Source organism: Klebsiella sp. YJ, assembly GCF_002108615.1.
GTDB classification, from domain to species: domain Bacteria; phylum Pseudomonadota; class Gammaproteobacteria; order Enterobacterales; family Enterobacteriaceae; genus Klebsiella; species Klebsiella planticola.
The window spans coordinates 29,344-52,800 of the sequence record NZ_MTEG01000020.1; the positions used below are offsets into that span (position 1 = coordinate 29,344).

General features: G+C 58.5%; 16 protein-coding genes. 8 read left to right on the top strand and 8 right to left on the bottom strand.

The genetic code is table 11. The features are described 5' to 3' along the window. The first annotated feature begins 2 nt into the window (after positions 1 to 2). The 5 genes from bcsZ to BV390_RS20070 all read left to right on the top strand — a co-directional run bounded on the left by bcsZ (position 3) and on the right by BV390_RS20070 (position 10,049). Positions 3 to 1,112, top strand: a complete 1,110-nt coding sequence (gene bcsZ / locus BV390_RS20050; RefSeq protein ID WP_047663562.1) for a cellulose synthase complex periplasmic endoglucanase BcsZ — start codon at positions 3 to 5, stop codon at positions 1,110 to 1,112. Next, positions 1,094 to 4,573, top strand: coding sequence for a cellulose synthase complex outer membrane protein BcsC (gene bcsC, locus BV390_RS20055; protein ID WP_085397258.1), 3,480 nt, complete (start codon positions 1,094 to 1,096; stop codon positions 4,571 to 4,573). Before bcsZ ends, bcsC begins: the two co-directional genes overlap by 19 nt. Positions 4,574 to 4,881: 308 nt before the next feature. Continuing rightward, complete coding sequence (hmsP, locus tag BV390_RS20060) at positions 4,882 to 6,891, top strand: biofilm formation regulator HmsP (RefSeq protein ID WP_085397259.1); 2,010 nt, start codon at positions 4,882 to 4,884, stop codon at positions 6,889 to 6,891. A 157-nt stretch (positions 6,892 to 7,048) separates the two neighbouring features. Further along, complete coding sequence (locus BV390_RS20065; RefSeq protein WP_032690342.1) at positions 7,049 to 8,335, top strand: dicarboxylate/amino acid:cation symporter; 1,287 nt, start codon at positions 7,049 to 7,051, stop codon at positions 8,333 to 8,335. Between the two features lie 220 nt (positions 8,336 to 8,555). Further along, positions 8,556 to 10,049, top strand: coding sequence for a M16 family metallopeptidase (locus tag BV390_RS20070; RefSeq protein WP_064385336.1), 1,494 nt, complete (start codon positions 8,556 to 8,558; stop codon positions 10,047 to 10,049). A 167-nt stretch (positions 10,050 to 10,216) separates the two neighbouring features. Here the strand turns inward: BV390_RS20070 and kdgK are convergent, their stop codons facing one another. After that, a complete protein-coding gene (gene kdgK / locus BV390_RS20075) occupies positions 10,217 to 11,146 on the bottom strand; it encodes a 2-dehydro-3-deoxygluconokinase (RefSeq protein WP_085397281.1) in 930 nt (309 codons plus the stop codon). Between the two features lie 194 nt (positions 11,147 to 11,340). Between kdgK and BV390_RS20080 the strand changes: the two genes are divergently transcribed. Further along, positions 11,341 to 13,392 carry an AsmA family protein gene (locus tag BV390_RS20080; RefSeq protein ID WP_085397260.1) on the top strand — a complete coding sequence of 684 codons (2,052 nt, stop codon included), beginning with the start codon at positions 11,341 to 11,343 and terminating at the stop codon, positions 13,390 to 13,392. Positions 13,393 to 13,439: 47 nt separating this feature from the next. Here the strand turns inward: BV390_RS20080 and BV390_RS20085 are convergent, their stop codons facing one another. The 3 genes from BV390_RS20085 to BV390_RS20095 form a co-directional block, all read right to left on the bottom strand. After that, complete coding sequence (locus BV390_RS20085; RefSeq protein WP_032690344.1) at positions 13,440 to 14,762, bottom strand: MFS transporter; 1,323 nt, start codon at positions 14,760 to 14,762, stop codon at positions 13,440 to 13,442. Positions 14,763 to 15,031: 269 nt separating this feature from the next. Beyond that, on the bottom strand, positions 15,032 to 16,063 hold the full coding sequence (gene yhjD / locus BV390_RS20090) for an inner membrane protein YhjD (protein WP_085397261.1): 1,032 nt from the start codon (positions 16,061 to 16,063) through the stop codon (positions 15,032 to 15,034). Positions 16,064 to 16,172: 109 nt separating this feature from the next. Further along, entirely contained in the window at positions 16,173 to 17,072 is a 900-nt protein-coding gene (locus BV390_RS20095; protein ID WP_047663559.1) for a LysR family transcriptional regulator, read from the bottom strand. A gap of 119 nt (positions 17,073 to 17,191) precedes the next feature. On the opposite strand from BV390_RS20095, the gene BV390_RS20100 reads away from it, so the two are divergent. Continuing rightward, positions 17,192 to 17,950 (top strand): SDR family NAD(P)-dependent oxidoreductase, encoded by a 759-nt coding sequence (locus BV390_RS20100; RefSeq protein ID WP_032698597.1) that lies wholly within the window; start codon positions 17,192 to 17,194, stop codon positions 17,948 to 17,950. A 42-nt stretch (positions 17,951 to 17,992) separates the two neighbouring features. On the opposite strand, the gene BV390_RS20105 is transcribed toward BV390_RS20100, so the two are convergent. The 3 genes from BV390_RS20105 to BV390_RS20115 form a co-directional block, all read right to left on the bottom strand. Next, a complete protein-coding gene (locus tag BV390_RS20105; RefSeq protein WP_032690348.1) occupies positions 17,993 to 18,532 on the bottom strand; it encodes a GNAT family N-acetyltransferase in 540 nt (179 codons plus the stop codon). 68 nt (positions 18,533 to 18,600) lie between these two features. Further along, positions 18,601 to 20,253: an alpha,alpha-trehalase gene (locus BV390_RS20110; protein ID WP_032690349.1), complete on the bottom strand. Its 1,653-nt coding sequence runs from the start codon at positions 20,251 to 20,253 to the stop codon at positions 18,601 to 18,603. A gap of 249 nt (positions 20,254 to 20,502) precedes the next feature. Then, the gene (locus BV390_RS20115) at positions 20,503 to 21,651 is read right to left on the bottom strand and encodes an iron-containing alcohol dehydrogenase (RefSeq protein WP_032690350.1); all 1,149 of its coding nucleotides are present in this window, start codon (positions 21,649 to 21,651) and stop codon (positions 20,503 to 20,505) included. Positions 21,652 to 21,773: 122 nt separating this feature from the next. On the opposite strand from BV390_RS20115, the gene BV390_RS20120 reads away from it, so the two are divergent. Beyond that, the gene (locus BV390_RS20120) at positions 21,774 to 22,397 is read left to right on the top strand and encodes a glutathione S-transferase family protein (RefSeq protein ID WP_032698598.1); all 624 of its coding nucleotides are present in this window, start codon (positions 21,774 to 21,776) and stop codon (positions 22,395 to 22,397) included. Between the two features lie 16 nt (positions 22,398 to 22,413). Here the strand turns inward: BV390_RS20120 and BV390_RS20125 are convergent, their stop codons facing one another. Beyond that, positions 22,414 to 23,430, bottom strand: a complete 1,017-nt coding sequence (locus BV390_RS20125; protein ID WP_032690352.1) for a LacI family DNA-binding transcriptional regulator — start codon at positions 23,428 to 23,430, stop codon at positions 22,414 to 22,416. Positions 23,431 to 23,457: the final 27 nt, after the last annotated feature.

Genomic DNA, 23,457 nt, shown 5'->3' on the forward strand with positions numbered 1-23,457 from the left:
TGATGATGAACCCGATTCGCGGAGTCATCCTGGCGGTTCTGATGCTGGCGGCGGCGCAGGTGAGCGCCGCCTGCCACTGGCCGGCCTGGGAGCAATTTAAAAAAGAGTATGTGAGTAGCGAAGGGCGGGTGGTTGATCCCGCCGATTCGCGAAAAATCACCACCTCCGAAGGGCAAAGCTACGCCTTGTTCTTCGCGCTGGCGGCAAACGATCGCGACGCTTTCGGCAAGCTGTTCCAGTGGACCCAGAACAACCTGGCGGCGGGCGACCTGCGTGCGCACCTGCCGGGCTGGCTGTGGGGCAAAAAGAGCGATGAGGAGTGGACCCTGCTGGACAGCAACTCCGCGTCTGACTCCGATTTATGGATAGCCTGGTCGCTGCTGGAAGCGGGGCGGTTGTGGCAGATGCCGCAGTACACCGAGGTGGGCAAGGCGCTCTTGTCGCGTATCGCCGATGAAGAAGTGACGGATGTGCCGGGGTTCGGACCTATGGTTCTCCCCGGCAAAGTTGGCTTTGCCGACGATAAAGGCTGGCGCTTTAACCCCAGCTACCTTCCGCCACAGCTTGCCAGCTACTTCAGCCGCTTTGGCGCCCCCTGGCTGAAACTGCGCGACAGCAACCTGCGTTTTCTGCTGGAGACGGCGCCCAAAGGTTTTTCCCCTGACTGGGTGCGTTACGAAAAAGGACAAGGCTGGCAGCTGAAGGCGGACAAACCGATAATCGGCAGCTACGACGCGATCCGCGTCTATCTGTGGGTCGGGATGCTGGATGACGGGGATAAACAGAAAGCGCGACTGCTGGCTGGTTTTAAACCGATGGAAGCGCAGACGATTCGCCAGGGCGTTCCGCCGGAAAAAGCGAATATCGCAACCGGTAAAACGACCGGCAACGGCCCGGTCGGATTTTCCGCGTCGATGCTGCCGTTTTTACAAAATGACGACGCCCGGGCGATACAGCGCCAGCGCGTCGCAGACCACTATCCAGGTGCCGATGCCTACTATAGTGCTGTCCTGACTCTTTTTGGCCAGGGATGGGATCAACATCGTTTTCGTTTCACTGCGGGTGGCGAATTACGACCTGACTGGGACCAGGAATGCGTAAGTTCAGATTAAGTATTATCACGCTGTCTCTCGGGCTCGCCCTGCTGCCGCTGGCGCAGGCGGCGACAACCCCTGCCCAGGAGCATCTGCTGGAGCAGGTTCGGCTGGGCGAAGCGAGCCATCGTGAAGATCTGGTTAAGCAATCCCTCTATCGCCTCGAGCTGATTGACCCGAATAATCCGCAATTAATTGCCGCGCGAATGCGTTATCTGCTGCGCCAGGGCGACAGCGACGGCGCCAGAAAACAGCTCGACAGGCTGGCAAAACTGGCCCCCGATTCCGCAGAGCTGAAATCCTCCCGTAGCGAAATGAACCTCAACACCGGCGACGGGAGGCAGGAGCTTCAACAGGCGCGCCTGCTGGGTGTATCGGGACGTGTAGAAGAGGGCGTGGCCGCCTTTGAAAAATTGTTCGGCGGCGTGCCGCCCGATCAGACCCTCGCGATTGAATACTGGGCGCTGGTGGCGCGTCTCCCGGCGCGACATAAAGAAGCCGTCGCTCAACTGAAGAAGCTGGATGCCAGCTCTCCGGGCAATGCCGACCTGCAGGCGGCGTTGGCCAAACAGATGTTTGCTGACAATAAGCCGGCGGAAGGGTTTGCCTATTTAGAACAAATGTCGCGTTCGGCCGCCGGTCGCGGCGCTGCCGCCGATATGTGGCTCAGCGAAATCAAAGATATGCCGGTCAGCCGGGCCAGCGTGCAGGAACTGCAGCGTTTCCTGGCCCTGTTTACAACCGGTGAATCGGCAGCGAATGCCCGCGTGTTGCTGGCTCAGCAGCAGACTCAACTGCAGGATCCGACGTTTCGCGTGCGTTCTGAAGGGCTGGCGGCGGTTAAAAATGACAACCCCGCCCAGGCCGTGGCCAATTTACAGCAGGCCGTACGGGCCGATGCCCGGGACAGCGATGCCGTGGGCGCCCTGGGCCAGGCCTATTCGCAGCGTGGCGACAGAGCTCGCGCCGTCGCACAGTTGAATAAAGCGATCGCGATGGATCCGAAAAGCCCGAATCGCGATAAATGGGACAGCCTGCTCCAGACGAACCGCTACTGGTTGTTGATCAAACAGGGCGATACCGCGCTGAAGGCCGGAGAGCTGGATCGGGCGCAAAACTATTATGCGCAGGCTCAGCGAGTCGACGGTACCGATAGCTATGCGGTGCTCGGGCTCGGAGATGTGGCGGCAGCGCGCAAAGATAATGCCGCAGCGGAGCGCTATTATCAGCGCACCCTGCGTATGGATCGCGGCAACAATCTGGCGGTTCGCGGGTTGGCTAATCTTTATCGTGCGCAATCGCCGGAAAAAGCCAGCGCCTATATCGCCGGTCTGTCGCCTGCCCAGCGGCGCAGCATTGATGATATCGAGCGCAGCCTGACCAATGAACGACTGGAAAAACAGGCCGCAGCGCTGGAGAGCCAAAGCAACTGGGCGCAGGCGGCGGAAGTCCAGCGTCGGCGTCTGGCGCTTGACCCGGATAGCGTGTGGATTACCTACCGTTTATCCCGCGATTTAGTCAGCGCTGGCGAACAGGCACAGGCCGATACGCTGATGCGTAATATGGTCAGCCGCAAGCCGGGGGATGCCGAGCGGGTTTATGCCTGGGGTCTCTATTTATCCGGCAATAATCAGGACGATCTGGCGCTGGCGCAGCTTGCTGCCCTGCCGCGCAGTCAGTGGACGGATAACATTCGTGAGCTGGATGCGCGTCTACAGAGCGATAAGGTGATACGTCAGGCTAACCAGCTGCGTGACAGCGGCCAGGAAGCACAGGCTATCGCCCTCATTCAACAGCAGCCGCCGTTGGTTCGCTACCAGCTTACGCTTGCGGACTGGGCGCAGCAACGCGGCGATAGCCAGACGGCGATTGCGCAGTACAACGCGGTGCTGAGTAAAGAGGCTGACAACGGTGATGCCCGTCTGGGACTGGCGGAAGTCTATCTTGCCGAAGGCGATAAAAATGCCGCGCGCGCGCAGGTCAGCCAGCTGAAAGGCGGTGAGAGCGACTCCATCAATATGCAGCGGCGGGTGGCCCTGGCGAACGCAGGGTTTGGCGATACAACCCAGGCGCAGCAAATTTTTAACCGTATTATCCCGCAGGCTAAAGCGCAGCCACCGTCGATGGAAAGCGCGCTGGTGCTGCGCGATGCGGCCCGATTCCAGACCCAGAACGGCCAGCCGCAGATGGCGCTGGAGAGTTATAAAGATGCAATGGTGGCCTCCGGCGTGACCCCGGTCCGCCCGCAGGATAACGATGCCTTTACCCGTCTGACCCGGAACAACAGCGGCGATGACTGGCTGAAGCGTGGGATCCGCAGCGATGCCGCGGATCTCTATCGCCAGCAGGATCTGAATGTCACCCTGGAACATGATTTCTGGGGATCCAGCGGCACCGGCGGCTATTCCGATCTCAAAGCGCACACCACGATGCTGCATGTGGATGCGCCGCTTGCCGACGGACGCATGTTCTTCCGCACCGACCTGGTCAATATGGATGCCGGCAGCTTCTCAACGAACAGCGACGGCAGCTATTCGCCAAACTGGGGGACCTGCGGTGAAATTGCCTGCACCAGCGGTAGCAAAAACCAGACCGACGGTGGAGCCAGCGTTGCGGTGGGCTGGAAGAACGAGACCTGGAGCGCGGATATCGGTACCACCCCGATGGGCTTTAACGTGGTTGATGTGGTGGGCGGCCTGAGCTACAGCAACGATCTCGGACCGATCGGCTACACCCTCAATATGCATCGTCGGCCGGTTTCCAGCTCGCTGCTCGCCTTTGGCGGACAGAAAGACAGCAGCAGCCATACCGGGATAACCTGGGGCGGCGTCCGGGCTGACGGCGGCGGCGTGAGCATGAGCTATGATAAGGGCGAAGCCAACGGCGTCTGGTCTTCGTTGGGCGTCGATCGACTCACGGGGAAAAACGTGGCCGACAACTGGCGCGTGCGCTGGATGACCGGTTACTACTATAAAGTCATCAATGAAGATAACCGCCGCGTCACGGTGGGCCTGAACAATATGCTCTGGCATTATGACAAAGACCTGAGCGGCTATACCCTGGGCCAGGGCGGCTACTATAGCCCGCAGGAGTATATTTCGTTCGCGGTACCGGTCACCTGGCGTCAGCGTACGGAAAACTGGTCATGGGAACTGGGGGGATCCGTCTCCTGGTCGCACTCGCGTACCAAAACCATGCCGCGCTATCCGTTGCTGAATTTGATTCCCTCGGACTATCGGGCCGATGCCAGTCAGTTGACGGAACAAGGCAGCAGCAGCCAGGGCTTTGGTTATACCGCCCGGGCGCTGGTTGAGCGACGTGTCACCGGCAACTGGTTCGTGGGGGCGGCGGTGGATATTCAACAGGCGAAGGATTATACCCCGAGCCATGCGCTGCTCTACGTGCGCTATTCGGCCGCCGGCTGGCAGGGTGATATGGATATGCCGCCGCAGCCGCTGGTGCCTTACGCGGACTGGTAGCAGAATAGCCTGAATTACGCGATCGGGCGTCACTCCACCCGCCGGTTCGCGTATACTCGTCAAACTTCGCCCGTCTTTGTTAATTCTGGCCGTCTTTCCCTCGCTGGCGCTACGCTTATCGGGGCGACAGACCAATGCCGTCGCCTGGCTCCGGTAAGGGGTCAGCGGCAATCCGGGAAAATAACGCGCAGACATCACGTCACCCCTTGCGGACGCGAGCGAAGGATTTAAGTATATAATCATCCCGAAAACGACCGGTTTTGATGGAATTAAACCGGGTTGGTGTTAAGTATCAGTGGAGAACCCAGTTGCGCGTCAGCCGCTCACTTACAATTAAACAGATGGCGATGGTCGCGGGCGTGTCCATGGCGTTTGTATTGGTATTTTGTTCTATTTTGCTGTTTCACTTTGTGCAACAGAGTCGCTTCATTACGGCCACGCAATTAGAAAGTATCGCTCGTTCCGTTCGCGAACCCCTGTCGGGGGCTATTCTGAAAGCGGATATCCCTGAGGCGGAAGCCATTCTGGGGCGTATCCAGCCTGCTGGTATTGTCAGCCGGGCGGATGTGGTGTTGCCCAATCAATTTCAGGCGCTGCGGATGCGTTTTATCCCGGAGCGCCCGGTACCGGTGATGGTGACTCGCATTTTCGAACTCCCGGTACAGATCTCCCTGCCGATTTACTCCCTGGAGAGGCCAGCCAACCCGCAGCCGATAGCCTATCTGGTGCTGCAGGCCGACTCCTGGCAGACCTACAAATTCGTCATGAGCGTGCTTTCTACGTTAGTGACCGCTTACTTCTTGCTGGTGCTTATTCTGACGGTGGCTATCACATGGTGTATCAACCGTCTGATCGTCCGTCCGCTGCGTAAGCTGGCCCGTGAGCTCAATGATGTTGCGCCGCAGGACCGGCTCGGGCACCAGCTGACGCTGCCGCGTCTGCACCATGACGATGAAATAGGCCTGCTGGTGCGCAGCTATAACCGCAATCAGCAGACCCTGCTGCGCCAGCACGATGAGCTGACCTTACAGTCCACCCGCTTCCCGGTATCCGAGCTGCCGAATAAGGCTTTTTTGATGGCCCTGCTGGAGCAGACCGTCTCCCGGCCGCAAAGCTCGGCTTTGCTGGTTATCGCCTGCGAAACATTGCAGGACACCGCGGGGGTACTGAAAGAGACCCAGCGCGAGATCCTGCTGCTGACGCTGGTGGAGAAGCTGCGGGGGATTATCCCGTCGCGGATGGTGCTGGCTCAGATTAGCGGCTATGACTTCGCGATTCTGGCCCACGGAATGAGCGAGCCGTGGCACGCGGTGACATTAAGTAAGCAAGTGCTCACTGTCATAAATGAACGGCTGCCGCTACAGGGTATTCAACTGCGCCCCTGCGCCAGCGTGGGTATTGCGATGTTTAACGGCGAACTGAGCGCGGAACAGCTCTATCGTCGGGCGTTTTCTGCCGCCATCGCCGCGCGGCACAAAGGTAAAAACCAGATTGAATTCTTCGATCCGGCGCAGATGGAAAAAGCCCAGCGTCGGCTGATGGAAGAGCACGACATCCTGACCGCGCTGGATAATCATCAGTTTGCTATCTGGCTTCAGCCCCAGGTTGATGCCGCCAGCGGTGAGGTCTGCGGGGCGGAAGTGCTGCTGCGGCAACGCCAGCCCGACGGTAGCTGGTCGCTCCCTGCGGATCTGATTGAACGCATTGAAGCCTGCGGGCTGATGGTGCCGGTAGGTTACTGGGTGATGGAAGAAGCCTGTCGTCAGCTGGCCGCATGGCAAAGCCTGGGCATCATGTTGCCGCTGTCGGTGAACGTTTCGCTGCTGCAGCTGCTGCACCACGATCGCGGTACCGAGATGCTGACGTTACTGGATCGCTATCGCATTGCGCCTGGGACGCTGGTGCTGGAGATTACGGAAAGCCGTCATCTGGACGACCCGCAGACGGTGGTGTCGCTGCTGCGCCCGCTACGTGAGGCCGGCGTGCGGATCGCGCTGGATGATTTCGGTATGGGCTATGCCGGGCTGCGTCAGCTCCAGCATATGAAATCGCTGCCGGTCGATATCCTGAAAATCGATAAAGCCTTTATTGATATGTTGCCCGAGGATACCAGCATGGTTCCGGCGATTATCCAGCTGGCGCGCGGCCTTAATCTGCGCATCGTGGCGGAAGGGGTAGAAAAAGAGCCGCAGTATCACTGGTTGCAGGCGGCCGGCGTGGATGTCGTTCAGGGGTTCCTGTTTGGTTGCGCTTTGTCGCAGGAGGCCTTTATGACGCAGTTCTTGCGAGGCAAGAATGAAGAGGGTGCAAGCTTGTAACGCGCGTGGTGAACTTGTGCGTGTCAGCTCAAAGTTTTTAACAATTCCGTTGCATTTTTGCGGTTAGTTATTTCTGAAATGTTTCCCTGGTGTTACTTTTAAGCCACAGACAGCCTATACCCCTTCAAGGTCTGTGGTTTTACCCAAAGGACACCCTATGAAAACCTCTCTCTTCAAAAGCCTCTATGTGCAGGTTTTGTCGGCCATTGCGATCGGTATTCTGCTGGGCCATTTCTACCCGGAACTGGGCGCGCAGATGAAACCTCTCGGCGATGCCTTCGTTAAACTGATAAAAATGGTTATCGCGCCGGTCATTTTCTGTACGGTTGTGACCGGTATTGCCGGGATGGAAAGTATGAAAGCCGTCGGCCGTACCGGTGCGGTGGCGCTACTCTATTTCGAAGTGGTCAGTACCGCGGCGCTGATTATCGGCCTGATTATTGTTAACGTGGTGCAACCCGGCGCCGGAATGAACGTTGACCCGGCGACCCTGGATGCCCATGCGGTGGCGGTCTACGCCGAGCAGGCGAAAGAACAGGGGATTGTCGCCTTCCTGCTGGATATTATCCCCGGCAGCGTCATCGGCGCCTTTGCCAGCGGCAACATCCTTCAGGTACTGATGTTTGCCGTGCTGTTTGGCTTTGCGCTGCATCGCCTCGGGAGCAAAGGCCAGCTCATTTTTAACGTCATCGAAAGTTTCTCGCAGGTGATCTTCGGCATCATCAACATGATTATGCGCCTTGCGCCAATCGGTGCTTTCGGGGCCATGGCCTTCACCATCGGGAAATACGGTGTCGGCACCCTGGTGCAACTGGGTCAGCTGATCGTCTGCTTCTATATCACCTGTATCCTGTTCGTGGTGGTGGTACTGGGTTCTATTGCCCGCGTGACCGGGTTTAGCATTTTCAAGTTCATCCGCTACATCCGTGAAGAGCTGCTGATTGTCCTTGGGACCTCTTCGTCCGAATCGGCGCTGCCGCGTATGCTGGACAAGATGGAGAAGCTGGGCTGTCGTAAATCGGTCGTGGGGCTGGTGATTCCAACCGGCTACTCCTTTAACCTCGACGGGACCTCGATCTATCTGACGATGGCGGCGGTCTTTATTGCTCAGGCGACGAACAGTCATATGGATATTTTCCATCAGATTACCCTGCTGGTCGTGCTGTTGCTCTCCTCAAAAGGAGCTGCGGGGGTGACGGGGAGCGGCTTTATCGTTCTGGCCGCAACGATTTCTGCGGTAGGGCATTTGCCGGTCGCCGGTCTGGCGCTAATCCTGGGGATTGACCGTTTTATGTCTGAAGCACGCGCGTTGACCAACCTGGTGGGTAACGGTGTGGCGACTATCGTGGTGGCAAAATGGGTGAAAGAACTGGACAGCCAGCAGCTGGATGATGTCCTGAATAACCGCGAGCCAACCAACAAATCGCACGAATTATCCTCTTAAATCCTTCTGTTAGGCCCGTTGTCCTTGCTGGACTCCGGGCTCCTGCGCATAATTAGGTATCATTCCCCGCAGCAGGGGAATGATACGAAATGATTATTTTACGTCTCCGTGCGACATTTTCATCTCCGCGTGGTCTAACCGACGTACTTCGTTCACCATATTTTTTGGCAGCCCGCGCGCGGGTTGCTTTTGTAACCAGGAATGTTCATCAGGGGTTCACATGCAGGGCACAAAAATTCGACTGTTAACGGGTGGTTTGCTGATGATGGCAGCAGCCGGTTATGTGCAAGCAGAAGCGCTCCAGCCGGACCCGGCCTGGCAACAGGGGACTCTCGCGAATGGACTTCAGTGGCAGGTTTTAGCCACGCCGCAGCGTCCTAGCGATCGTATTGAAGTCCGTCTGTTCGTAAATATTGGCTCGCTGAGTGAAAGCACTCAGCAGAGCGGCTTTAGCCACTTTATTCCTCGTCTGGCGCTGACGCAGAGCGGCAGTCTGCCGACAATGCAGGCGCGTTCGCTATGGCAACAAAGCATCGACCCCAATCGTCCGATGCCGCCCGCGATCGTCTCGTATAGCTACACCATGTTTAATCTCAGCCTGCCGAATAACCGCAATGATCTGCTGAAAGAGGCGTTGAACTGGCTGTCGGATGCCAGCGGAAAGCTGGTCGTGACGCCGGAATCGGTGAATCATGCCCTGCAGGGGGATGACATGGTGGCGACCTGGCCGTTGGACACCAAAGATGGCTGGTGGCGCTATCGTCTGAAAGGTTCCACGATGCTGGGACATGATCCGGGCACCCCGTTGAAAAAACCGGTCGATATTGCTCAGCTGAAGGCGTTCTATCAGAAATGGTACACCCCGGATGCCATGACGCTGATCGTGGTGGGTAACGTCGATAGCCGCAGCGTGGCGGAGCAGATCAACAAGACCTTCGGTGAGCTGAAAGGCAAACGCGAAACGCCGGCGGCGGTGCCGACGCTGGCGCCGCTCCCGACGACGCCGGTGAGCATCATGACCAAAACGGTGCGTCAGGATAAGCTGTCGATCATGTGGGATTCCCCGTGGCAGCCGATTCGCGACTCTGTGGCTCTGCAGCGCTACTGGCGTGACGATCTGGCGCGTGAGGCGCTGTTCTGGCATGTGCAACAGAGCCTGAGCAGGAGCAATGCCAAAGACGTTAACCTCGGCTTTGATTGTCGGGTGCTGTATCAGCGCGCGCAGTGCGCCATTAATATTGAATCACCGGGCAATAAACTCAACGCAAACCTGACCGCAGTCTCCCGCGAACTGGCGAAGGTACGCGATAACGGCTTGCCGGAAGAAGAGTTTGATGCGCTGATTGCGCAGAAAAACCTGGAGCTGCAGAAGCTGTTTGCCACCTACGCGCGCACCGATACCGACATTCTGATTAGCCAGCGTATCCGCTCGTTGCAAAACCAGGTGGTGGATATCGCGCCGGAGCAGTATCAGAAGCTGCGTCAGGAGTTTCTGGACTCTCTGACCGTGGATATGCTGAATCAGTATCTGCGCCAGCAACTGTCGCAGGATATGGCGCTGGTACTGCAACAACCGCAGGGTGAGCCGGAATACAATATGAAGGATCTGAAGGCGACATGGGAAAGGCTGATGATGCCAGTCCCGGCTGCGGCAACCAGCGGCGGCGCGGCTGAAGCGCATAACGACGCCTCGGATATTCCTCCTGCGCAGTAAATCAGCGGCTATCTCCGGTCTGCATTGCGTGACCGGGAAGTTCCCGGGCGGCGGGGTAAACCCCTTGCCCGGGCTACAGATTACATACGGCACCGATCGTAGCCCCGCTAAACGCCGCGCGAGCGGGGTAGATGTTGGCGAACGGCGGTGCGATCGCCCGGCCGTGACTACTGCGGCATCGCGTCGCGCGGGATAATCGCCCCACGATACTGAATGACCGTGCTGGCCGTCAGGTGGCCGCGTCTGGCGGCAGACTCCGCATCGCCGCCGGTCAGGCGCACCGCCAGATAACCGGCGCTAAACGAATCGCCTGCCGCGGTGGTATCCACTACGCACTCTTTTGCCAGCTTCACGGCCGGTACGTCCAGCAGCGGCTGGCCGGCGATCGCCACCAGGCATGAATCCGCGCCCCGCTTCACCACCACCTCTTGCACGCCCGCGGCATGAGTGCGGGCAATGACTTCATCGACCGGCTTTTCACCCCATAGCGCATCTTCGTCATCCAGCGTCAGGAAGGCGATATCGGTGCAGGCCAGCATCTGTTGATAGACCTGGCGGGTCTCTTCCTGGCTGGCCCACAGGCGCGGGCGGTAGTTATTATCAAAAATGACCTTCCCGCCGTTAGCGCGGCATTCGCGCAGCAGCGTCAGCAGCTTCTCACGGCTGGTCGGGCTGAGGATGGCCAGGCTGATTCCGCTGAGATAGAGATAGTCAAAGGTGGCCAGCTCTTCACAGATTGCGGCAGCCTGCTCGCTCTCCAGCCAGAATTTTGCCGCTGCCTCGTTACGCCAGTAATAAAACGTCCGCTCGCCGGTATCGTCGGTTTCGATGTAGTACAGACCGGGTAAGCGGTCGGCCATCCGTTGAATCAGGTTGGTGTGGACCTTCTCCTGCTGCCAGGCATCCAGCATCTGCTGGCTGAATCCATCGGTACCTAGCGCGGTAACGTAGTGGACGGCGAGTGCGCTGGCATCGGTCTGGCGCGCAATATAGACGGAAGTGTTTAAGGTATCGCCGCCAAATCCGCGGTTTACCGCCGCGTTTTTCTCTGACAGCTCAATCATACATTCGCCAATGACGGCAATTTTTTTAGACATAATCATGACCTGAGATGGAATCGAATAAGCGCGAGTGTGCGCCGCGCCGTTTTTATGGTCAATTATATTAAAACAATGTTCCATTATTTTTTTGACCTGACGCGTGGAATGTGACGAAAAGCGCATTTGTCAGAGAAAGATGTGCTTTTCAACTATATTCAGAACTGACGAGACGCAAAAGGAGCGGAGAGGGGATGACCAGAACCCGTAAAACGATTGCCATTATCTCGGGAACGATACTCGTAGCGATCGTTCTGTTTTTCATCGTGCTGGCGACCTTTGACTGGAATCGCCTGAAACCGACGATCAACCAGAAGGTCTCAGCCGAGCTGAATCGACCGTTTGCGATTCGCGGCGACCTGGGCGTGGTCTGGGAGCGTCAGGCCGGCGAACGCGGCTGGCGCAGCTGGATCCCCTGGCCGCACGTCCACGCCGAAGATATTGTTCTCGGCAACCCGCCGGCGATCCCTCAGGTCACCATGGTGCATCTGCCGCGTGTCGAAGCCACCCTGGCGCCGCTGGCGTTGCTTACCAGAACCGTTTACCTGCCGTGGATTAAGCTGGAACAGCCCGATGCCCGCCTGATTCGGCTGTCGGAAAAAAATAATAACTGGACCTTTACCCTGGCCTCCGATGCCGCGTCCACCGAACGGCCCGCCTCTTCCGGCTGGTCTTTCCGCCTGGATAATATTCTGTTCGATCGCGGACGGATCGCCATTGATGACAAGGTGACGCGCGCGGATATCACGATCCTGGTCGATCCGCTCGGCAAGCCGCTGCCCTTCAGCGAGGTGAGCGGCGAGAAGGACAAAGAGGGGTCGGCAAAAGCCGGAGACTATATTTTTGGCCTGCAGGCCAAGGGGACCTATAACGGGCAGCCGCTCCAGGGCGACGGTAAAATCGGCGGCATGTTGGCGCTGCGCAGCGAGGGGGAGCCGTTCCCGCTGCAGGGGGACTTTCGCTCCGGCAACACCCGGGTCGCCTTTAGCGGCACGGTCAGCGATCCCCTCAATCTCGGGGGCGTGGATCTGCGTTTGAAGTTCTCCGGGGCCTCGCTGCGGGATCTGTACGAGCTGACCGGGGTGGTGCTGCCGGATACGCCGGCCTTCTCGACCGACGGCCATCTGCGCGCCACTTTTCAGGATCCGAAAGGCGCGCGTTTCGCCTATCGTGATTTTAACGGCCGTATTGGCGAGAGTGATATCCACGGTTCCTTGACCTACAGCACCGGCAAACCGCGACCGAAGCTGGAGGGCGATGTCGCTTCACGACAGCTACGGCTGGCGGATCTCGGCCCGCTCATTGGCGTGAATACAGGCACAAAAACCGCCGGAGGCGAGCAACGTAAAGGCGCAGCTTCAGCGCAGCCTGCGGGGAAAGTGTTACCGTACGATCGCTTTGATACCGATAAATGGCAGCTGATGGACGCCGATGTGCGCTTTAAAGGCGGGCGGATTGAGCACGGCGGCACTTTGCCGGTTAGCGACCTTTCCACCCATGTGATCCTGGAACGAGGTGACCTGCGCCTGCAGCCGCTGCGCTTTGGCCTGGCGAACGGCACAATTGCCGGCAGCCTCCATCTGCAGGGCAATAAGAAACCATTGCAGGGGGAAGCCAACCTGCAGGCGCGGCGTCTGAAGCTGAAGGCGCTGATGCCGAAAGTCGAAATGATGCAGAAGACGCTCGGGGAGATGAATGGCGACGTACAGCTGCGCGGGAGCGGCAATTCGGTGGCGGCGCTGCTGGGCAACAGCAACGGCAATCTGAAGCTGCTGATGAACGACGGTCTGATTAGCCGTAACCTGATGGAAATCCTCGGTCTGAACGTGGGTAACTATGTTATCGGGCAGATATTTGGCGATGATGAGGTCCGGGTGAACTGCGCGGCGGCAAATATCAATGTGACTAACGGCGTGGCGCGGCCGCAGATTTTTGCCTTTGATACCGAAAATGCGCTGATTAACGTGACCGGCACCGCCAGCTTTGCTTCGGAACAGCTCGACCTGACCATTGATCCGGAGAGTAAGGGGTTGCGTATTATTACCCTACGCTCTCCGCTGTACGTGCGCGGGACCTTTCAATCGCCGAATGCCGGGGTGAAGGCCGGGCCGTTGATCGCGCGCGGCGCGGTAGCGGCGGCGCTGGCGACATTAGTCACGCCGGCGGCGGCCCTGCTGGCGCTGGTATCGCCTGCGGAAGGGGATGCCAATCAGTGCCGGGCGATTTTATCGCAGATGAAAAAGTAAACGAATGGAAGAAGCGTGCCCGGCGCGGCGCGCCGGGCAGTAAGGGATTACAGCGACTGATGGCGCGTTTCGTGGGTCAACAGCAGCGCAATCAGCGTCAGCCCGGCCATGGCCGCGAGATAGAGGCCGACCGCCATCAGGCCGTAGTTGCCCTGTAACCAGGCGGCAATATACGGTGCGACGGAGGCGCCGAGAATCGACGAAACGTTATACGAGAACGATGCGCCGGTGTAGCGCACTTCCGTCGGAAACAGCTCCGGCAGCAGCGCACCCATCGGGCCGAAGGTCAGCCCCATCAGGCTCAGGCCCAACAGCAGGAAGGCGAAGACCAGAACCGGCTGACCGGAGCCCAGCAGCGGTTTAAAGGCGAACAGCGCGAAGAGGATAATCATCGTGGTAATCACGATCATGCTCTTACGGCGGCCAAACGCGTCGGCCAGCAGACCCGCCACCGGCACCATCACGCCGAAGCCAATGACCGCCATCATCAGCATCCACAGCACTTCGTTCCGCGGCAGGCCGAGACCCACCGGCGCGGCGCCGGTACTGAACGTCATGGAATAGACGGTCATGATATAGAACAGGGTATAGGTCGCCAGCATGATAAAGGTGCCGAGCACGGTGACGCGCACATGCTTCGTCAGCAGGGTCCCCAGCGGGATTTTGACCTGTTTCTTCGCGGCGGCGATTTTGGCGAACACCGGCGTCTCGTGCAGCGACACGCGCACATACAGCCCGATAATCACCAGCACGGCGGAGAAGATAAACGGTACGCGCCAGCCCCATGCCATGAACTGCTGGTCGGTCAGCAGCCACGAGAGCAGCAGGAAGGTGCCGTTGGCGAAGAAGAAGCCGATAGGCGCGCCGAGCTGCGGGAAAGAGCCGTACAGCGCGCGCTTGCGCGGCGGGGCGTTTTCGGTCGCCAGCAGCGCCGCGCCGCCCCATTCACCGCCCAGCCCCAGCCCCTGGCCGAAGCGCGCCAGCGCCAGCAGCATCGGCGCCAGAATACCAATGCTCTCGTAACCGGGCAGCAGGCCGATCACCACCGTGGAGATGCCCATGGTCAGCAGCGAAGCGACCAGGGTGACCTTACGGCCGACGCGATCGCCGAAGTGGCCGAATAGCGCAGAGCCAATCGGACGGGCAATAAAGGCAATGGCAAACGTCGCCAGCGACTGTAGCGTAGCTGCGGCCGGGTCACCCTGTGGGAAGAAAATGTGCGGGAATACGATCACCGCGGCGGTGGCATAGATATAAAAGTCGAAGAACTCAATGGCGGTACCGATGAGGGAGGCGACGACGACTTTATTGCGTGAGTTAACCGGAGCGGTTTCCTGCTGCTTGTCGAGTGTGGTGGCTGTGGCTTGCATAGATCTTTCTTATTTTTAGCGAACGAAAGGTCATATAGCCACAGCAAAAGGGACATTTCAATCTGTAACAGGGGGCGTGAGTGGTGAAAAAATGGTCAAAAAGCGGATAATTTGCGTGCCGGAAAAATAACTTCTATGAAATGCTTCACACAAATAAAATAATAGTAGATAAAACCAGTTCCGCGTTAAATAAAAGTTACATGTTGGATTTATCTGCTGAAATGATGATTCGGGCTGAATTTTGTACCTTTCTTCAGCCCGATACGGCATCAATCGTGGGCTTTGCCCGGCATACGACGGTCATCCTTGTAGTCGGCCGTGGCGATCCACGCCGCGCAGAACAGCGTCAGGCGGGCGAAGAAATAGAAGAAGGCCATCAGGCCTAATACGGAGCCAAAGGCGGCGCCGGAAGGCGATTTCACCAGCGCGGGCAGGGTCCAGGTCATGATCATTTTTATGATTTCAAAACCGATAGCTGCAATCAGGGTACCGCGAATCAGCGCCTTACGCCGCGGGCGGTGGCGCGGCAGGCGCCAGAAGATCCAGAAAAACAGCAAATAGTTGGCGAAGATGGAGATAGCAAGGCCGATCAGCCGCCAGGCCGGTTTCAACCACTCAATATTATCAAGATAGAGCGCGGAGATGATCATCTGCTGCGCGGAACCGGCGACCGAGGTTATCGATAACGTCACCACCAGCGCCACCAGCAGGCCGATCAACGAGATAAAATCACGGAAGTATTTCATCCAGATCTTTTCCTGGTCCTGCGGCGCTCGCTCCCAGACGTCGCGCGACTGGGCGCGAATCGCCTCCCGCAGGTTGCCCATCCAGTTAATACCGGAATAGAGCGCAACCAGCAGACCGACCAGGCCAACGGCGGTGCGTTGCTGGATGGCGGTATTAATGGTGTTTTTCAGCGTGGCGGCCAGCGTGGGGTCGCTGACATTAAGCAGGATTTTATCAAAAATGTCCTGCAGCAGCGTCGGGTGCCAGGCCAGCACAAAACCGGCGGCAGCGAAGGAGACCATCAGAATCGGGATCATCGACAGAAACGAAAAGTAGGTGATGGCCGCACCGAACTGGTTTCCCATCCTGTCGTTAAACCGTTCGGTTGCGCGCAGCAGGTGCGCAATAATCGGGTTCCTCTGAACTTTTTCTGCTGTTCCGGTGACGCTTTTTAACGCCTGATTCGCCTTCTGCGCCACGGCAGAGTCGTTGATGGCGGCCAGCGGGCTTTTACTTTTTTCCGGCGGCTGGCTCGGATCCTGGGTCGGGCGTTTCGCGTCGTTTTCCGATGTCATGAGTGATTTCTTCCTTTCTTTACAGCGAGATTCTTCAAAATTATATACGTAAAATCCTTCATAGACCTGCGAAGCGTCCGAACGACCGCCGGATAAAGGGCGGCGTCGCCTAATCGACGTACTCTTTCATCACGCTCCCCAGCCACTCCATAAACAGATGTACCCGGCGGGAAAGGTTGCGTCGGTGCGGATAGATTAACGATACCGGCAGCGGTGCCGCGCGGTACTGCGGCAGGATGTCAATCAGCTCGCCGGTGCGCAGCGCTTCGCGGACGCCGGTACGCGGAACCTGGATAATCCCCAGCCCGGCCAGGCAGGCGGCCTGATAGGTTTCCGTGCTGTTAACGGTGAGCGTGCCGCCGGTCTTCACCCACTGGACAACGCCATCGCTCATCACCTCAAACCCCAGTGGGCGGGCGCCGGGGGTGCTGGCATAGTGGATAAGGGCGTGACCGGCCAGATCGTCGAGCGTGGTCGGGTAGCCGAAGCGTGATAAATACTGCGGGCTGGCGCAGTTAATTTGCGTCAGCTTACCCAGCGGACGGGCGATCAGGCCGGAGTCTTTCAGCGTGCCGACGCGCACCACGCAGTCAAACCCCTCGCGAATCACATCCACCAGCCGGTCGCTACTGCTCAGCTCCAGTTCAACGCCCGGGTACTGCTGCAAAAAAGCCGGCAGGCGCGGAATGATCAGTTTCCTGGCCAGTCCAACCGGCATATCCACCCGCAGGCGGCCGCTGATGGTGGCCGGATCGTGCTGAAACATGCCGTCCAGCTCATCGAGATTGCTGAGCAGGTCCCTGGCGCGTTCGTAATAGACCATCCCGTCCTGGGTGAGCTGAACCCGACGCGTGGTGCGGTGCAGCAGGCGCACCCCCAGATGGTTTTCCAGCGCCTGAATCTGGCGCGAGACACTCCCTTTAGGCAGGTTTAAGGTTTCGGCGGCGCGGGAAAAACTCTCCAGCTCCGCGACGCGGATGAACAGCTGCATTGCGTGAATTTTATCCATACCGAAACTCTATTGTTGTTAATACTGGAACAGTAAAACGTAATTTAACGCATTTATTGTTTTACTGGCAGCTAATAAGCTCTTTAACCAGACAAACGCAACTGAGAAGGGGTTTTCTGATGGCACAACGTATCGCTTTAGTGACTGGCGGCAGCCGTGGACTGGGAAAAAATGCCGCGCTGAAGCTGGCAGAGAAGGGAACCGATATTATTCTCACCTGGCATAGCAACCCGCAGGCTGCCCAGGAAGTCGTGGATGAAATTGAGCAAAAAGGGGTGAAAGCTGCGGCATTGGCGTTGAACGTCGGTGATACGGCGAGCTTTGGCACTTTCGCTCAGAATGTGGCTCAGCTGCTGCAACAGCGCTGGCAGCGCGATACCTTTGATTATTTATTAAACAATGCCGGGATCGGTTTAAACGTCCCCTTTGCTGAGACCAGCGAAGCACAATTTGATGAGCTGATGAATATCCAGTTTAAGGGGCCGTTCTTCCTGACCCAGCGCCTGCTGCCACTTCTGGCGGATAAGGGACGTATCCTCAACGTGTCGAGCGGGCTGGCCCGCTTCGCGCTGCCGGGCTATGCCGCCTATGCGGCGATGAAAGGGGCGATGGAAGTGCTGACCCGCTACCAGGCGAAGGAGCTGGGAGGGCGCGGGATTTCGGTCAACATTATCGCGCCAGGCGCGATAGAAACCGATTTTGGCGGTGGAATAGTGCGGGATAATGCTCAGGTTAATCAGCATATTGCGGCGCAAACGGCGCTGGGTCGGGTAGGGCTGCCAGATGACATCGGCGATGCAATCGCGGCATTGTTGAGCGATGACCTGAGATGGATGAACGCACAGCGCGTGGAAGTTTCCGGCGGCATGTTCCTGTAATCGTAACCGCCTCTCCGTCTGCGGAGAGGCGCAGCGTTCAGCTTATATTTTCAGCGTGTGATAATCGCGACGCAGCAGGCCAAACAGCCAGTCATTATGCCAGCGTCCGTTCAGCCAGTAGCATTCGCGCAGCTCACCCTCCTGCAGAAAGCCGGTTTTCTGCAGCAGATTTCGCGAGGCTATGTTGCCGGCGGTAACCGTGGCGGTCAGACGCCGTACGCCTCCGGCGCTGAAGGCAAAATCACAGAGCGCACGCAGGGATTCATAGCCATAGCCGCGCCCCTGCGCGGCCGGGGTAAATAAAAAGCCCACTTCAGCGCAACCGCCTTCATGATGCCGGTAGCCGGTCAGACCCAGCGGTATACGGGTCTCCCTGTCGCGCACCACCAGGCACAGCCACTGTTTTGCCCCTGGCGACCACGGTGAAATACGCGAATCGAAGGCCTCGCGTATTTCAGACAGCGGGCGTGAATCGGCTATATACAGCATCGCCTGCGGATCTCTCTGCAGAGCGAGAAAAAAAGACCAGTCCTCCTGCTTCAGCTGTGAACAGTGCAGCCGTGGCGTAAGCAATTCGGTCATGAAAACAATTCCTGCAAAGTGCGATGCTATGACCATAGCAGGACATGAATTGTCGGAACAGCACCTGGTTATAAGGGTTCTCCGTACAGCCCTATCAGCCGACGCGCCACGCCGTTCGTCCAGCCGAAGCCATCCTGTAACGGATATTCGCCGCCTCCGCCTTCGTGGGCAACGCCGCCGGCGATGTGGTACTTCTCAATCAGCTTATGGTGCTGCTTATAGAAATGGTTCACCGTTTGCAGCCAGCTGTGGGCAATTTCGTCGCCGAGCGGGTCCTGGCCGTACAGTTTAAATCCCTGTATCGCCATCCACTGTAGCGGCGCCCAGCCGTTGGGCTTATCCCACTGTTCGCCGCTGTCATATTCGGTGGCCATGATGCCGCCGGGAGTCAGCAGGCGGGCGCGGACCGCATCGGCGAGCCGCTCGGCCTGTTGGTGCGTAGCCATGCCGACATACAGCGCTACGATGCTGGCGGCGGAGAAGAGCGCCTGCTGTTCGCGTCGCCAGTCGTAATCCCGAAAACAGCCGCCCTCTTCATCCCATAAATAGCGGTTTACCGCGGACCGGCGATCGCTGGCCTTCTGGCGAAAAGCCGTTTCCGTTTCCCGGTCGCCTTTCAGGCCGGATAGATTGGCAATGGTGTTTTCCAGTTTGAATAAAAAGGCGTTTAAATCGATCGGAATAAACTGGGTCGTACGGATGCTTGCCAGCCGGGTGATATCGCGCAGCCAGCGGCTGGAATAGTCCCAGCCGGAGGCCGCCCCGGCGCGCAGGTCCCGGTAGACTTCGTTGGCCGGGCGGCCGGAGTGGCGCGCCGTTTCCACATCTTCCCGCCACGATTCATCCCGCGGCGTATCGCGGTCGTCCCAGTAGCGATTGAGTAACGATCCGTCCGGCATGCGCACCGTGTGGCGATAGGCCTGGTTCGGGATCAGCGATTCGGCGCCATCCATCCAGAACTGATACTCCAGTTTCAGATGGTCGAGATAGCGCCGCGCGCCGCGCACGCCATCCTCCTCAAACAGCTCAACCATCAGGGCAAACACCGGCGGCTGCGAGCGGCTGAGGTAGTAGGTACGGTTGCCGTTGGGGATATGACCGTAGGTTTCAATCATCCACGCGAAGTTGTCCGCCATACATTTCAGCAGGTCTTCGCGGCCGCTTTCCGCCAGCCCCAGCATAGTAAAGTAGGAGTCCCAGTAGTAGGTTTCGCTAAAGCGTCCGCCGGGCACGATATAAGACTGTGGTAGCGCCAGCAGCGATGACCAGGGAATATGATCCTGCGGCTCGCGGGTGAGAACGGGCCAGAGGTTATCGATATGCTCTTTCAGCGATCGCCGGGGATCGGACACGTAGTCGTCAGTGCGGTTGTCCGGCATCCAGAAGTGCTCTTCAACAAACTGGCGCAGGTCGAATCCAGGCTGGTGCTTCACCCGCCGGTAGTGGATCAAGATATCCAGCGGGTCTTGCTTTGGCGCGCAGTCGGGGAAGGTTTTGCTGTCGGCAAAGATGCGTGATTTCTGCACATGCGTAAAGAGTTCCAGATAGCGGTCGGCAGGCGTCAGGGCATCAGAGGCCGGCAGGCCTTCGATGATCTCCGGCTCCGGTTCGGCATCGAACATTTCATCCAGTTTTAACTCATACGGATCGGCTTCGTAGCACAGATCGCGCTCGATCTTCGGTTTATCGCCATTCTCGTTGCGTAATGTCTGGCTGGACATAGTGATACGGACCTCCGGATCGCGTCAGTTCAGGGCGCCGGGCCTCTCCCGGCCTGACTATTAAGCTTAGTCATTCGCTTCGGTGTCTGGAAATAAAAGTGTGCGTCAGGTCACGTTTTTTAGCGATAAGTTTAGGTAGAGATGTGGCTAATTTATTGATTTTTTATATCAAATTGCTCCGGGTCGAAGGGGGGAATTCGGAGCAATCGTTTTGCAACAAAATCTAATTATGCCGGATAAAACGGGGCGTCACTCCCACGCCGCTTCCAGCATCTCCAGCAGCTGCTCGCTATCCAGCTGCACCGGATTCGCTTTCATGGATGAGGAGCTGCTGGCTGCCAGTGCCGCAGGCTCCAGGGCCTCGTGCGGTACGCCCAGTTCGCGCAGATTCCCCAGCCCGGCGCCGCGGCTCCATTCGCGCAGGCTATCCCAGGCCGTCTCCGGCTCGACGTCCAGCCCGTCGGCCAGCCACTGGCGGACTTCGTCAAAGCGTTCGCGGATAGCCCTGTTGCTGACCTGCGACTCATTGAGCGCCAGGCCGTAAGGCAGCAGGCTGCCGCAGAGTGCGCCGTGGGAAGCATGGCTCAGTCCCCCCAGCGGGCCGGCCAGCCCATGAATGACGCCAAGACCAGCATTCGCCAGCGCCAGGCCGCCGCACAGGCTGACCCAGGCCATCTCATCGCGGCTGTCCGGGCACTCTTTTTCCATCAGCGTGCGGAGCGCTTTGATTCCGCGCGGAATAGCGGCCCGGCACAGCGCATCGGTAAAAGGATTGGCGCGGGTACAGAGCCAGGGCTCAATGAGCTGGGTAATCGCGTCAAGGCCGGAGCCGAGCGTCACCGCGCGCGGGGCGTTATCGGTCAGCGCCGGGTCGACGATGGCCAGCTCCGGCAGCATCCGATCGTCGCGCAGGCTGACTTTTCGCCGCTGCTGAGGGACGTTAATCACCGCATTTTTCGTCACTTCTGCCCCGGTACCGGCGGTAGTCGGGATAGCGACAAACGGCAGCGGATGCCCTTCTAATACCCGCCCGTTGCCCACCACTTCCAGATACTCCATCACCGGGCCCGAGGCCGGCACCAGCGCAGCAATCGCTTTTCCTGCGTCAATAACCGCGCCGCCGCCGAGGCTGACCACCGCCCCGATGCCATTTTCCCGCGCCAGACGCACTCCCTGCTCAATATCTTCCAGCGTCGGCTCATGGGCTACGGATAGCGTCATCGCTTCAAGATGATGGGCGCGCAGCTCGGTGAGTAAAAAACCGGCCCGCTGCGCGCTGGCGCCGTGGACCAGCAGTACCTTCGCGGTACGCTGGGCCAGCCAGGGGGCAGCGCTACGGGCAAGGCCGCGGCCAAAACGGATATTGCCGGGCGTGAAAACAGTAAACGGAGTCAGCATGGCGGGTTCCCTGTGTCAGCAAAAAAGACTGAAATCAACTATACACATTATCCGGCAGGCTGCCTCTTTGTCGCCGGATAGAGTAGGGTGGAAGTCACGTTCCTTCGCTTAAGGATGTCACGATGCTAAAAATACTGGGCAAACGCTCATCAATTAACGTTCGTAAAGTGTTATGGACCTGCGATGAAGTCGGTCTGACCTATCAGCAGGAGGATTACGGCAGCGGTTTCCAGCCGGTCGATAGCGCCGAGTTTCGCGCCCTGAACCCAAACGGCCTGGTGCCGGTGCTGCTCGACGATGATTTCGTGCTATGGGAGTCAAACAGCATCTGCCGCTATTTGACGCGTAAAGCCGGACGTGAGGATCTGCTACCGGTGACCCCTCAGGGCGCAGCGGATGTTGAGCGCTGGATGGACTGGCAGGCCACGGAGTTTAACAATGCCTGGCGCTATGCATTTATGGGTCTGGTGCGCAAAGACCCGCGTTTTCAGGATCCGGCGGCGATTAAGGAGAGCATCGCTACGTGGACCCGCTGTGTTCACATCGTTGAATCACAGCTGCAGCGCACCGGCGCATGGATCGCCGGCCCGCAGTTTACGCTGGCGGACATCGTACTGGGTCTGTCGGTACATCGCTGGAAAATGACCCCTTTTGCCCATCCGGAGCTGCCGGCGGTTGAGCGCTGGTATATGATGCTCAATCAGCGGCCGGCGTTTATGCGCCACGGCAATAACGGTACGGCGTGACGGTCGACTCCCGGCGTTAACGCCGCGGCCGGGTACTGCCCCTGATAATGAGCTTGCCTTTCAACACGTGCTGCACGGGGGCCGCCTCCGCACTATCCAACTGCGTCTTTAATACCGCGATCGCCGCTTCCACCATCTCCGAGAGCGGCTGCACCCAGGTGGTGAGATCGATCAGCGGCCAGCTGGCCATCGCGATATCGTCAAAGCCGACGACCGAAATATCGTGGCCGGCCCGCATACCCATTTCGCCCACCACGACGTTTAATGCCGCGATCGCCATCATGTCATTGGCGCAAAACAGCGCATCCGGCGGGTCTGGCAGGGCCATCAGCCTGCGGGTGGCGTTCATCGCTTCTTCAATCGACCACATCCCGCTATCGCGCAACGGGGGCCTGGCCCCGCGCGTATCCAGCCGGTGGCGAAAGCCGGTTTCCCGGTCGCGGCTGGTGGATGAGGTATCTCTCCCGGCAATAAACGCCAGCTGCCGGTGGCCGGCATCCAGCAGAAAATCGGCAATCGCCGCGCCGCCGGCGAGGTTGTCGCTGGTGACGCTGGAGACGGACTGGCTGTCATTTTTACGATTGAGCAGCAAAACCGGGAGCCCGAGGTGCTGGCACTCCTGGGCGAAGTGGGAAGAGAGGCTGCTGGAAACCAGCACCAGCGCTTCGACGCGATGGCGCAGGATCTCCTCCATGATCGGCGTGGTATCGTCATCGCGATACATGGAAAACAGCAGTACCCGATATCCCATCAGATTAAGCTTATGCGAAAGCTCATCGAGGACAGCCGAATAGAACGGATTGACCAGTCCAGGTACCACAATGCCTATCAGATTGGAGCGGCGGGTGATCAGCGATTGCGCGATAAAGCTCGGCCGATAGCCGAGCTCTGCGGCGACTTTGCGCACTTTCTCCCGGGTGGCGGGCGATATTTTCGCCCCGTCGGTAAAGGCTCTGGAAACTGCAGATTGCGAGACACCCGCCGCTTTCGCAACGTCATAACTTGTCACCGCTCGTTTGATTGAACCTGCCATTCCTTTGTCTCCCGCTAACGAATGCCT

Bases quoted from the DNA above. Each gene is read 5' to 3' on its own strand.
- bcsZ (WP_047663562.1), top strand. From the start codon at position 3: ATGATGAACCCGATTCGCGGAGTCATCCTGGCGGTTCTGATGCTGGCG.
- bcsC (WP_085397258.1), top strand. From the start codon at position 1,094: ATGCGTAAGTTCAGATTAAGTATTATCACGCTGTCTCTCGGGCTCGCC.
- BV390_RS20065 (WP_032690342.1), top strand. From the start codon at position 7,049: ATGAAAACCTCTCTCTTCAAAAGCCTCTATGTGCAGGTTTTGTCGGCC.
- BV390_RS20070 (WP_064385336.1), top strand. From the start codon at position 8,556: ATGCAGGGCACAAAAATTCGACTGTTAACGGGTGGTTTGCTGATGATG.
- kdgK (WP_085397281.1), bottom strand. From the start codon at position 11,146: ATGTCTAAAAAAATTGCCGTCATTGGCGAATGTATGATTGAGCTGTCA.
- BV390_RS20080 (WP_085397260.1), top strand. From the start codon at position 11,341: ATGACCAGAACCCGTAAAACGATTGCCATTATCTCGGGAACGATACTC.
- BV390_RS20085 (WP_032690344.1), bottom strand. From the start codon at position 14,762: ATGCAAGCCACAGCCACCACACTCGACAAGCAGCAGGAAACCGCTCCG.
- yhjD (WP_085397261.1), bottom strand. From the start codon at position 16,063: ATGACATCGGAAAACGACGCGAAACGCCCGACCCAGGATCCGAGCCAG.
- BV390_RS20095 (WP_047663559.1), bottom strand. From the start codon at position 17,072: ATGGATAAAATTCACGCAATGCAGCTGTTCATCCGCGTCGCGGAGCTG.
- BV390_RS20100 (WP_032698597.1), top strand. From the start codon at position 17,192: ATGGCACAACGTATCGCTTTAGTGACTGGCGGCAGCCGTGGACTGGGA.
- BV390_RS20105 (WP_032690348.1), bottom strand. From the start codon at position 18,532: ATGACCGAATTGCTTACGCCACGGCTGCACTGTTCACAGCTGAAGCAG.
- BV390_RS20110 (WP_032690349.1), bottom strand. From the start codon at position 20,253: ATGTCCAGCCAGACATTACGCAACGAGAATGGCGATAAACCGAAGATC.
- BV390_RS20115 (WP_032690350.1), bottom strand. From the start codon at position 21,651: ATGCTGACTCCGTTTACTGTTTTCACGCCCGGCAATATCCGTTTTGGC.
- BV390_RS20120 (WP_032698598.1), top strand. From the start codon at position 21,774: ATGCTAAAAATACTGGGCAAACGCTCATCAATTAACGTTCGTAAAGTG.
- BV390_RS20125 (WP_032690352.1), bottom strand. From the start codon at position 23,430: ATGGCAGGTTCAATCAAACGAGCGGTGACAAGTTATGACGTTGCGAAA.